The organism is Muricoprocola aceti, assembly GCF_025567005.1.
Taxonomy (GTDB): Bacteria; Bacillota; Clostridia; order Lachnospirales; family Lachnospiraceae; genus Marvinbryantia; species Marvinbryantia aceti.
In genome coordinates this window covers 348,095-360,810 of record NZ_JAOQKE010000001.1, presented here as the reverse complement: position 1 = coordinate 360,810, position 12,716 = coordinate 348,095, and the positions used below count along the sequence as shown (strand labels likewise).

The following is a 12,716-nucleotide window of genomic DNA, read 5'->3' as shown; positions in this document are numbered from 1 at the left end:
TTAAATATAGGAAGAAAGTGAGGAAATACAAATGGGCAGCATTATAGGTGAAGGAATTACCTTTGATGACGTATTATTGGTTCCGGCTTATTCAGAAGTGATTCCGAATGAAGTCAGCCTGGATACTCATTTGACGAAGAAGATCAAATTGAATATTCCAATGATGAGTGCAGGTATGGATACGGTTACCGAACACAGAATGGCAATTGCGATGGCAAGACAGGGTGGAATTGGTATTATCCATAAGAATATGTCTATTGAGGCACAGGCAGAAGAAGTAGACAAAGTAAAACGTTCCGAAAACGGAGTTATCTCGGACCCATTTTATTTATCTCCTGAGCATACCCTTGCGGATGCAAATGATTTGATGGCAAAGTTTCGTATTTCCGGTGTCCCAATTACTGAGAATGGAAAGCTGGTAGGTATCATTACGAACCGTGACCTGAAATTTGAAGAAGATTATTCCAAGCTGATCAAGGATTGCATGACATCAGAAGGCCTGGTAACAGCAAAAGTAGGAATCACACTGGAAGAAGCCAAGAAGATTCTTGGAAAGGCCCGTAAGGAGAAACTTCCGATTGTAGATGATGATTTCAATCTGAAAGGATTAATCACAATCAAAGATATCGAAAAACAGATTAAGTATCCGAATTCTGCAAAAGACGCACAGGGAAGACTGCTTTGTGGAGCGGCTGTAGGTATTACAGCAAACTGTCTGGAAAGAACAGAAGCACTGGTAAAGGCTCATGTGGATGTAGTTGTTCTGGACTGTGCACATGGTCATTCTGCAAATGTATTAAGATGTGTGAAGATGATCAAGGAAAAATTCCCTGATCTGCAGTTGGTTGCAGGTAATGTAGCAACTGGAGATGCAACCAGAGCACTGATTGAGGCTGGTGTGGATGCAGTAAAGGTTGGTATTGGACCTGGCTCAATCTGTACTACCCGTGTGGTATCTGGTGTAGGTGTGCCACAGATTACAGCAGTAATGGAATGCTATAATGTAGCAAAGGAATATGGTATTCCGATTATCGCAGACGGTGGTATCAAGTATTCCGGAGATATGACAAAAGCGATTGCAGCAGGCGCAAATGTCTGCATGATGGGAAGTATCTTTGCAGGATGCGATGAGAGCCCGGGAACTTTCGAACTGTTCCAGGGAAGAAAATATAAGGTATACCGTGGAATGGGTTCTATTGCAGCAATGGAAAACGGAAGCAAAGACCGTTACTTCCAGTCCAATGCGAAGAAGCTGGTTCCGGAAGGAGTAGAGGGACGTGTTGCATATAAAGGAAGCGTAGAAGATACGGTATTCCAGCTGCTTGGCGGTCTTCGTTCCGGTATGGGATACTGCGGAACCCCGACAATTGAGGAACTGAAGGAACGTGGAAGATTTGTGAAGATCTCAGCTGCGTCCTTGAAAGAATCTCATCCTCATGATATTCATATTACCAAAGAGGCACCGAACTATAGTGTTGAAGAGTAATTACTTAGAACAGATTAGAGAAAATTGTAATGTCAGACAGAATCTGATTGAATTAAAACAGTTGATTCGTGACGAAAATCAGAAGAAAGCCCTTGCTTATGAACTGGCAGGGGATTTCTCTGACTTTACGGCTCTTTTGTCTCATGAAGATCCGAAAGTGCGGAAAAACGCTGTACTGATTTTGGGAGAGATGGAGTGTGATGATCTTGCAGATCAGATCTGGAAGGCTTATGAAGCAGAGCAGACTATGTTTGTGAAAGCAGACTATATCAAAAGCCTTGCAAAGTGCGATTGCCGTCATCTTCTTCCATGTCTGAAAAAGCGTCTTCAGGAGCTTTCTGAAAAAGAAATTCTGCCAGATGAAGAAAAGCATGTGCGTAGTGAGATGTTTGCACTACAGGCGCTGGTCCTGAAATATGATCGACCGCGTCAACACCGTTTCATCGGTTATCAGGATGAAACAGAAATCATTCTGATGACAAATCGTAACCACAGAAAAGTGACAGTGGATCAGCTCCCGGAGAGCGAAGTAAAGATGCTGGCTGGTGGAGTGAAATTTCGCACAACCCATCTGGAAGATGTACTGAAGATCCGTACTTATTCAGAAGTGTTATTTCCGATCTCAGGACAAAAAGCACTGGAAGGAAGTCCGGATCATATGTCCAGGCAACTTTTGCAGGGAGGAATGATGAGGTTCTTGAATGATCATCATGATGGGGTATCACCTTATTATTTCCGCCTTGAGATAAAGAGCAGTATGACACCGGAACGTCGCATTGATCTTGTGAAAAAGATGTCTCTTGCTATAGAGAAAGAATCTAGACGAAAACTGGTGAACACTACATCTGGATATGAATTGGAGATTCGTCTGGTAGCAGGAAAAGACGGAAAGTTTGTTCCATTATTAAAACTGTCTACTATACCAGACTGGAGATTTTCTTATCGAAAAGAAGTGCTTCCAACTTCTATTGCGCCTGTAAATGCAGCACTGATCATGAAGTTGTCGGAACCATATTTAAAGGAAAATGCACGAGTTCTGGATCCGTTCTGCGGAACAGGTACCATGCTGATTGAACGTGCCAGACTGCAGCCGTGTCATACCCTGTATGGCATTGATATTCTGGAAGAGGCAGTTCAGAAAGCCCGAATCAATACAGAACAGGCAAATATACCGATTCATTATATCAACCGTAATTATTTTGATTTTAAGCATGAATATCGGTTTGATGAGATTGTGACCAATATGCCGGGAGCAGGAAAGAATAAAGATCTTCAGTCTGTGCAGTTGCTATATGATCGTTTTTTGAAAAAATCTTTGGAAATACTGGAAAAAGATGGAGTCATTGTGGCTTATACTACATTGCCGGATGTGTTGGAGAAGGTGACCAGAAAATATCAGGAATATCGCATTCTAAAAGAAGAAGTGATCAATGAACGGGAGAATAGCAGGCTGGTGATAATACAACGGCTGTGAAAGCAAAATAGTCAGAATTTTTACAACAATAGATGTAATTTGAAAAATTTGCAAAATAGTAGTTGACAAATGAGAAACAGTCATATATAATAACTCTTGTCACTGAGGAAGTGACAAGATAATGCGCGAGTGGCTCAGTTGGTGGAGCGCGACCTTGCCAAGGTCGAGGCCGCGGGTTCGAGTCCCGTCTCGCGCTTTTGTTTTACGCAAAAAGGGGCATCCGGTTGGATGCCTCTTTTTGTGTAAAAAGAGCCCTGTCGGGCTCAAACAGCATTCATAGAATGCTGTTCGAGGTCTCGGAGGACCTAAAGTCCTCCTCGGTCGGCGCTAAACATTGGTCCACTGGACCAATAGCGCCGTCTCGCGCAAAAAAAATCTTGGTCAGTGCTTTAGTGTTTGTGAGTATATGCATTTGTTTATGTTTATTTTACTTGTGAAATGGAGTGGAGTTTTGTATACTGTACATGATATGGAAAAATTTGCAGCTGTTTCCGGAGATCATATCAGTGGAGGAAAGAAACAGTCACGTAAAGAAAGCAGATGTGTGCAGTACGTATTTGGATGATGCGTGTTACATGACGTAAGGAGGATATATGGGCGGATTTTTTGCGGTAGCATCAAAGCAGGATTGTGTATTTGATTTATTTTTTGGAACGGATTATCATTCCCATCTGGGAACCAGACGAGGTGGTATGGCAGTGTATGGAAAAGACGGATTTGACCGGGCTATCCACAATATTGAGAATTCGCCATTCCGAACCAAGTTTGAAAAAGAAGCCAATGAGATGAAAGGATATATGGGGATTGGCTGCATTTCTGATTATGAGCCTCAGCCACTTTTGATTCGATCTCATCATGGCACCTATGTGATCTCTGCTGTTGGTAAGATTAATAATATGGAGCAGTTGGAAAAGGAATTGTTCCGTTCGGGACATACTCATTTTATGGAGATGACCACAGGGGAGATTAATGCTACTGAGCTGGTGGCGACACTGATTAATCAAAAAGAAAGTATTGTGGAAGGCATTCAGTATGCACAGGATAAGATAGACGGTTCACTGACTCTGCAGCTTCTGACACCAAAGGGAATTTATCTCGCCAGAGATAAAATGGGGCGAACTCCGGTAGCATTGGGGAAAAAGGATGATGCATATTGTGCGTCTTTTGAAAGTTTTGCTTATCTGAATCTGGGATATGAAGAATATAGGGAACTGGGTCCCGGAGAGATTGTGGTGATGACACCGGAAGCAGTGATTACACTGGTAAAACCTGGTGAAAAGATGAAAATCTGTACCTTTTTATGGGTATACTATGGATATCCTTCTTCTTCTTATGAGGGAATCAGCGTGGAACAGATGAGATATAACTGTGGCAAGCTGCTGGCACGCAGAGATAACGTGGCTGCAGACACAGTGGCGGGGGTACCAGATTCCGGAACAGCTCATGCCGTAGGATATGCCAATGAATCAGGAATTCCGTTTTCCAGACCTTTCATTAAATATACACCGACTTGGCCGCGCTCTTTTATGCCGACGATACAGAGCCAGAGAAATCAGATTGCAAAGATGAAGCTGATTCCTGTTCATGATCTGATCAAAGGAAGAAGATTGCTTTTAATAGATGATTCCATTGTAAGAGGAACCCAGCTTCGAGAGACTACGGAGTTCCTGTATCGCAGTGGAGCAAGAGAGGTACATATCAGACCGGCATGTCCACCATTGATTTATGGCTGCAGATTCCTGAATTTTTCAAGGTCTACTTCTGATATGGATCTGATTACCAGACGAATTATTCAGAGACTAGAAGGACGCCAGAATGAGGAAATCCTTCAGGAATATGCCAATCCGGATACGGATAAATATCATGATATGGTAGAAGCAATTGCTCGGGAAATGAATTTTTCTTCTCTGAGATATCACAGACTGGATGATATGATACAGTCCGTTGGCATTAATCCAGACAGTCTGTGTACTTATTGCTGGAACGGAAAAGAATAGACGGAACAGGAGTGCATATGGAAGAAAAGCAATTTCATGGATTATCATCTGCAGAAGTAGAAGACAGGATCAGAATGGATCGAACCAATCATATGAATACCAGTGCATCTAAATCTGTGTCAGATATCGTAAAAGAACATTCTCTTACGTATTTTAATTTCCTGAATCTGTTCCTTGCAGTACTGGTAGCTCTGACCGGACAGTTCAAGAATATGACATTTATGGGTGTGATTCTGATCAATACTGCGATTGGTATTGTGCAGGAGCTGAAAGTAAAAAAACTGATTGATCAGATCTCTGTAATGACAGCTGCCAGAACAAGGGTGATTCGTGAGGGAGTAACAAAGGAAATAGATGTCAGTGATGTGGTGATTGATGATGTCATTCTGTTAGAGAGCGGTGAGCAGGTCTGTGCTGACTGCAGATTACTGGATGCCACTGGAATAGAAGTGAATGAATCCATGCTGACTGGAGAGTCCAGACCGGTAAAAAAGCAGGCAGGAGAAGAACTGATGTCAGGAAGCTACCTGGTTTCCGGCAGTGGTGTGGCGAAGGTTTTTCATGTAGGGGAGAACAATTATGCTGCAACACTGGCAAAAAAAGCAAAGATAAAGAAACGTGCATCTTCCCAGATGCAGGAGATCATAAAAAAAATCATAAAGATTGATGGTGTACTGCTGATTCCGGTAGGAATTCTGTTATATCTGTCTCAGAGAGGCATTGCGGAAACAACATCAGATGCCGTTGTGAATACGGTAGCAGGTGTCATTGGGATGATTCCAGAAGGACTCGTACTTCTTACCAGCGTATCTTTTGTTCTTGGTGTGGGCAGACTGGCCAGAAAAAAAGCGTTGGTACAGGAGATGGAAGCGATTGAAGCACTGGCAAGAGTGAATGTTCTGTGTCTGGATAAAACAGGAACGATTACAACGGGAAAGCTGGATGTTGTCGATGTAGTGCCGGTACAGGAAGAACAGAGCCCGGAAGAAATAACCACCATTATGAGTGAACTGACCTGGGCTTTTGATGATGTGAACAGCACACAGGATGCACTGAGAAAGAAGTTTAAAAAGATCGGAAAGTGGAAAGCAGAAGAGAAGATCCCATTTTCTTCTGACCGGAAGTATCGAGCAGCTTTTTTTGAAGAACATGGAGGATATGCCCTTGGTGCACCGGAATTCCTGGTACCAGAGAATACACAGCTTATGGAACGAGTGAATCAGTATTCGGCGGAAGGTATGCGTGTACTGCTTCTTGCTTCTGCTACATTGAAGGCGGAGGAGATGAAACTGGAAGAGGTAAAACCGCTGGGACTGATCATTATCGAAGACCAGATCCGTCCGGAAGCAAAAGATACATTTGCGTATTTCAGAGAGCAGAAGGTAGCAATTAAGGTTCTGTCTGGAGACAATCCGGTGACTGTATCCCAGATAGCTGGAAAAGCAGGACTGGAAGGGGCAGATAAATATCTGGATGCCAGAAATCTGCCGGAGGACTTTGAAGAACTGAGGGAAGTTGTGGAGAAGTATGCGGTGTTTGGCCGTGTGCGTCCAGAACAGAAGCAGAACATTATCAAGGCCTGCCAGGCAAATGGAAAAGTTGCCGGAATGGTGGGGGATGGTGTCAATGATGTCCTGGCACTGAAAGATGCAGACTGTGGTATTGCCATGGCTGCCGGAAGCGATGCAGCAAAACAGGTGGCACATATTGTGCTTCTGGATTCGAACTTCGCAAGTATGACCAATATTGTGGGAGAAGGGCGAACTATTATCAGCAATATTGAAAAGGTCAGTTCGTTGTATCTGACAAAGACGATCTATTCCGTATTACTTTGTCTGATTTTTATTTTCTGGCAAAAAGAATATCCGTTTATACCGATTCAGCTGTCCTGGATCAGCGGTGTGGCGATTGGTGTACCGAGCTTTCTTCTGACTCTGGAACAAAATCAGAACAGTATTTCAGAAGGATTTTTGCGTCATGTGATGCGTGTTGCCTTGCCGGCTGCACTGACGATGGTTGGAACACTGGTTCTGACAGAAGTGCTTTCGCCGTTCTGGAACGGAGAAGATCTTTTGTCATCTCTGTATCATCTGGTACTCGGCGGTATGGTCAGTCTGATTGTAGTATACAGAGTCTGTATGCCGATGACCAGATATCACAAAGTGTTGTGTGTTGGTCTTACCGTGATCTTTGCGGCTGGGCTTGTAATTGCACCTGGTTTCCTGGGAATTCACCGGTTGGATTGCTGGCAGAGTGTATTGCTGATTCCGATGATCTGTATGGTATGTGTCCTGAATCAGGGACTGACACATATCTTTGAGTGGATGGATGGAAAATTAAAAAAGGCAGAGAAATAATGGGGGAATTGGATGATGACTGCCAGAACAGTATGCTTTATCATAGCATGGATCTTTTTGGCGTGTTTCTGTATTTGGCAGGCGCACCGGATGATAGTATTAAAAAAAAGAGAGAAGGAGCTTGAGGAATGCCTGAAAGAAACGGATATTTCCATTATGCTCAGTCAGATACAACCCCATTTCCTGTATAATTCTCTTTCAACGATTCGTGAATTATGTAGAGAGGATCCGGAAAAAGCACAGAAAGCTCTGGAAGAGTTCTCTGCATTTTTGCGTGGCAATATGGAGTCTCTCAGGAGTAAAGTGCCAGTTCCGTTTTCGCGAGAAATGGAGCATGTGAAACATTATCTCCATCTGGAGCAGATTCGATTTGGTGATGATCTTCATGTGGAATACGATATCCAGGAAGATGATTTTTTCCTTCCTACGCTGACAATTCAGCCTATTGTAGAAAATGCAGTGAAGTATGGAGTTGGAAACAAAGAAGAAGGCGGAACAGTCTGGATTGAAAGTCACAGGGAGGGAAAACAGATCATAATTATCGTCCGGGATGACGGAATTGGGTTCGATGTGGATGAGTTTGAACATATCCCGATTCAGAAAGATGGCCGTACACATATAGGACTGTCCAACGTAAAACATCGAATTGAAAAGATGGTGAATGGAACAATGACGATTCACAGCAGAAAAGAAACAGGAACAGTAGTAAAGATTACGTTGAATGCAGAAAGATGACGGAGACAGGATATGCAGATTTTGGCAGTAGATGATGAAAGATTGGAATTGAATGCATTGACAAGGACTTTAAAAGAAGTATTCCCGGATGATGCAATTGCCGGTTTCCAGAAAACAGGAGAGGTCCTTTCTTTTCTGGAAACATGCAGGAGGGAACAAATATCAGTGGATTATGCATTTCTTGATATCAAGCTGCGTGGAATGACAGGGATTGAACTGGCTAAACTGATAAAGGAATCCTTTCCAGAGACAAAGATTATATTCTGTACCGCATACAGTGAATATGCATTTGAAGCATACCGGGTATATGCCCTTGGATATCTGCTGAAGCCGGTAAAGGCAGACGATATTCGTGAAACACTTCGGAATATGGATAAGAGTTGGATGGAAGAAACGACAACGCAAAAACTGAGCAGCCAAAAGACGGTAAAAGTGCAGACTTTTGGAAATTTTGAAGTATTTGTAGATGGCAGACCGATGACTTTTGAACGAGCCAAAGAAAAGGAATTGTTTGCCTATCTGGTGGATCGCAGAGGAGCATCGGTGACCACAGCAGAAATTGCCGGGATTCTGTTTGAAGACCGGGAATATGACAGGAATCTGAAGAGTCAGACAAATGTGATCATGAACAGCCTGAAAGCGGATATGAAAAAAGAAGGAATCGAAGATCTGTATCTGAAAACATGGAATCATCTGGCATTGGATGTAAGTAAAATTCAGTGTGATGCCTATGATTTTATGAAAGGAGATCCACTGGCTGTGAATTCTTATAATGGCGAATATATGGCAAATTACAGCTGGGCAGAATTTTCAAAGGGAGTATTCGAGAAGCATGGAAGTAATTCTGGTGATTAATGACAGGAAAGAACGGAGGGATCTGAAACAAAAAGTGCAGTCTGTCTATCCCAAAGACTGTGTATCTGCCTTTCGAAGTGGGGAAGACGCATTAGAATATGCAAAAAACAGACAGATTGATGTCTGTTTTACAGAAATAGTGTTAATAAGAATGTCTGGGATCGCATTGGCAAAAGAATTGCGAAAAAGTAATGATCAGGTGAAGATTAATTTTATTTCAGATACCAAAGAATATGCAATGGATGGATGGAAACTGTTTATCAATGATTATCTGCTGAAGCCGGTATCCGTGAGTGCAATACAACACAGCAGAGAGCGATAAAAAGGATCAGCGTCCAACAGAAGTGCTTCTGCATATGCTATAGAGACAGCATAATGCAGGAGTATTTTTATGGCAAAAATAGCAATTGATGCAGGACATGGAGGTTGTAGATAACGCAAGTGATGAAAACAACGAAAATACAAGGAGAAAGGCAACTGTTGTACCTATTAAAATAGAATATGTGTGAGAGGACAAGCCTTTCAGTAATGTAGACGTTCAGAAATGAGCGTCTATTTTTATACCCAAAATGAAAGGAGCATTAGATTTATGAAAAAGATATGGAAACGATTGTGTACGGGCTTTTTAGCTCTTGCGACTGTCGTTACTGCTTTACCGACTACACCCGTTCATGCAGAAAGTAAGCAATACTGGACGGAAAGTGCCGAGCGTGTCGGTATCATTGAAAAAGTAATGAATGACGGTTCTATCGGTTCGACATTCAATGAGGGCTATATGAAAGTCGAGGGCGAAACTGCCTATTGTATTGACATCAATACAGATTTTAAGAATGGCTACAAGACTAGAGCTGACGCAAGCTCACGCATGAGTGCCGACCAGATTTCAGATGTGGCGTTATCCTTAGAGTATGTCAAACAGTATGGCGAAGCTCATAAGGAACTGAACTACAAGCAAATCTATCTGTTGGAACAATGTGTAGTCTGGCAGAGATTGAGCGTACATCTTGGCTGGCAATGTGATAACGTGCGAGCTTCTTATGATGAAATTCCAAAGGCAACGCAGGACGAAGTTTTCTCTGGTGCAAGAGCCTTTGTCAAAGAAAATAAAGGACGTTATGAATGTGGCGGTTATATCTACTCTGGCGAGGGGCAGGAATTGGGGCAATTCTGGGCGAAGTTAAATGTCGGAAATGCGAAACTTAAAAAGGCTTCCAGTAATACCAGCATTACAGACGGTAACGGAAATTACTCTATCGCTGGTGCAACATACGGTGTCTTTTCTGATAAGGACTGCACAAAACAGCTTGCCACCCTTACGACTGATGAAAACGGAAATACAGATGTTGCAGAGGTAACGGCAGGCACAGTCTATATCAAGGAATTATCCGCACCAGCAGGACATAAAGTGGATAAAACAGTCTATCCATTGACAATCAAAGCTGGCAAAACAGCGACTTTGAACGTATCTGATACACCGAAAGTAACGGACACTTTGATTGAGCTTTTCAAGATTGATATGGAAACACAGAAAGACAATCCGCAAGGGAACGCTTCTCTAGCAGGTGCGGAATTTACGTGGAAGTATTATGCTGGCTTCTACAATAAAGACAATCTCCCTGCCGAAGCTACTCGTACATGGGTTACAAAGACAATCGCTGAAACAGACAGCAACGGGACAACCCACTACCTCACAAAATTAGCGGACGCATACAAGGTATCTGGCGACAGCTTCTATATGCAGGACGGTAAGGCGGTTCTTCCACTTGGAACGCTAACTGTTGAGGAAACAAAAGCTCCAAACGGCTACTTGTTAGAGGGTGCATATATGCAGGCTGGCGATAAGTCCGAACAGATAAAAGGCTTATACCTTACACAGATTACCGAGGACGGCGACCTTGCCGTATTATCTGGAAGTAACCAGTTTTCCGTATCAGACAAAGTTATCCGTGGCGGTGTCAAAATTCAGAAACGAGATTTAGAAACGGGCGATACAAAGCCACAAGGAAGTGCCACTTTGAAAGATACAGCTTTTGACATCATTTCCTTAAATGAAAATGCGGTATTGGTTGAGGGTAAGCTCTATAAGAAAAATGAAGTGGTAAAGACAATTCGTACCGATATTGAGGGTATCGCTTCTACTTCTGCTGACCTCTTACCTTATGGAAAATTCCGTATCGTTGAGAGTGAAGCTCCTAACGGATATTTGACTGACGGTGCAAAACCGATTGATTTTGCAATCACAGAAAATGGAAAAATCGTGGACTTAACCGACGAAGCCCATTCTATCTATAATCAGATTAAGCGTGGAGATATTGAGGGTGTAAAAATCGGTGCAGGCACACACAAGCGTCTTGCTGATGTTCCCTTTCGGATCACAAGCAAGACGACGGGCGAAAATCATGTAGTGGTAACTGATGATAACGGGCAATTCTCCACTTCTGCTGACTGGGCTTCTCATAAGCACAATACCAACGCAGGCAAGACTAGCGAGGACGGTGTGTGGTTTGGAACTTCTGAACCAGACGACAACAAGGGTGCGTTACCTTATGATACCTACATCATTGAAGAAATGCGTTGCGATAGCAACAAAGGCTTTGAACTTATCCCACCTTTTGAAATCGTAGTATCAAGAAATAACCTTGTGATTGATTTAGGGACTTTAACTGATGAATACGAAAAAGAAATCTCTATCCATACCACAGCAACCAGCAAAGACGGCGAAAAGACTATCCTTGCAGGAAAAGAGGTAACAATCGTTGATACGGTCAAATTAGACGGACTTACAAAAGGCACAAAATATCAGCTCAAAGGCTGGCAGATGTTAAAGGAAGAAAACGCAGAACTTCTTATTGACGGGAAACGTGTAGAAAACGATTATACCTTTGTCGCTGATGATGAAGAAATGAAAGTGAAAATTTCCTATACATTCAATGCGTCTGCTTTAGGTGGCAAGAACCTTGTTACCTTTGAAGAATTGTATGATTTAAGTAATCCAGACGAACCCGTGAAAGTTGCAGAACACAAAGACATTGAGGACGACGGGCAGACCGTACTTATCACAGAACGTATCATCAAGATACATACTACCGCTACGGATAAGGACGGCAACAAAGAGATTGAAGCTGGAAAAGACGTTACAATCATTGATACCGTAACCTTAGAGGGCTTAGAAATCGGTACACAGTACAAACTTGTGGGCTGGCAGATGTTGAAAGAAGAAAACGCAGAGCTTCTTATCAATGGAAAACGTGTGGAAAGTGATTATACGTTTATCGCTGACAGCGAAACTATGAAAGTGGAAGTTGCCTTTACCTTTGACGCTACTTCCCTTGACGGCAAACAGCTTGTAACTTTTGAAGAATTATATGATTTGAGCAATCCAGACGAGCCGAAGAAAGTTACCGAGCATAAGGATATTGAGGATAAGGGACAGACGATTACCTTTAAGGAAAAAACCGAAGTCCCAGAAGAACCAGAGAAACCCGAAACACCGCAGACACCAGAAAAGCCGAGCAGACCGAGCGACAGTCCCAAAACGGGCGATAACACAAACCTTTACGGACTGCTTGCACTTCTTTTGACTTCTGGTGCTGGACTGGCAGGTATCTTCTTCTACAAACGCCGTAAAATGAAGAAATCATAAGGCGGTAACGGTATGAAGAAAGGAAAATCACGCTCTCCGCCGAAACGGTCAAACGGCAGGCTTCCGCTTATTCTGGCTTGTCTGCCAACAACCAGCAAGAACACGGATAGTCAAGGGTGCGTAAGCATTGATTTTACTCTTTACTATCTGTGGGATTGCTGGTATTTCC

General features: G+C 42.8%; 8 protein-coding genes and 1 tRNA gene. All 9 read left to right on the top strand.

Going from position 1 to position 12,716, the window contains the following annotated elements; translation table 11 throughout:
• Window positions 1-31 precede the first annotated feature (31 nt).
• Window positions 32-1,486 carry an IMP dehydrogenase gene (gene guaB / locus OCV47_RS01790; RefSeq protein ID WP_117447378.1) on the top strand — a complete coding sequence of 485 codons (1,455 nt, stop codon included), beginning with the start codon at window positions 32-34 and terminating at the stop codon, window positions 1,484-1,486.
• Window positions 1,473-2,960, top strand: a complete 1,488-nt coding sequence (locus tag OCV47_RS01785) for a methyltransferase domain-containing protein (RefSeq protein ID WP_262653338.1) — start codon at window positions 1,473-1,475, stop codon at window positions 2,958-2,960. Before guaB ends, OCV47_RS01785 begins: the two co-directional genes overlap by 14 nt.
• A gap of 123 nt (window positions 2,961-3,083) precedes the next feature.
• A tRNA-Gly gene (locus tag OCV47_RS01780) sits at window positions 3,084-3,156 on the top strand.
• A 397-nt stretch (window positions 3,157-3,553) separates the two neighbouring features.
• Entirely contained in the window at window positions 3,554-4,957 is a 1,404-nt protein-coding gene (locus OCV47_RS01775) for an amidophosphoribosyltransferase (protein WP_262653337.1), read from the top strand.
• A 17-nt stretch (window positions 4,958-4,974) separates the two neighbouring features.
• The gene (locus OCV47_RS01770; RefSeq protein WP_262653335.1) at window positions 4,975-7,314 is read left to right on the top strand and encodes an HAD-IC family P-type ATPase; all 2,340 of its coding nucleotides are present in this window, start codon (window positions 4,975-4,977) and stop codon (window positions 7,312-7,314) included.
• Between the two features lie 90 nt (window positions 7,315-7,404).
• Window positions 7,405-8,049 carry a sensor histidine kinase gene (locus OCV47_RS01765; protein WP_262653333.1) on the top strand — a complete coding sequence of 215 codons (645 nt, stop codon included), beginning with the start codon at window positions 7,405-7,407 and terminating at the stop codon, window positions 8,047-8,049.
• Between the two features lie 12 nt (window positions 8,050-8,061).
• Window positions 8,062-8,904 (top strand): response regulator, encoded by an 843-nt coding sequence (locus OCV47_RS01760; protein WP_262653332.1) that lies wholly within the window; start codon window positions 8,062-8,064, stop codon window positions 8,902-8,904.
• Window positions 8,882-9,226 (top strand): response regulator transcription factor, encoded by a 345-nt coding sequence (locus OCV47_RS01755; RefSeq protein WP_262653331.1) that lies wholly within the window; start codon window positions 8,882-8,884, stop codon window positions 9,224-9,226. Before OCV47_RS01760 ends, OCV47_RS01755 begins: the two co-directional genes overlap by 23 nt.
• A gap of 267 nt (window positions 9,227-9,493) precedes the next feature.
• Window positions 9,494-12,547 (top strand): SrtB-anchored collagen-binding adhesin, encoded by a 3,054-nt coding sequence (locus OCV47_RS01750; protein WP_227275644.1) that lies wholly within the window; start codon window positions 9,494-9,496, stop codon window positions 12,545-12,547.
• The last annotated feature ends 169 nt before the right edge of the window (window positions 12,548-12,716 follow it).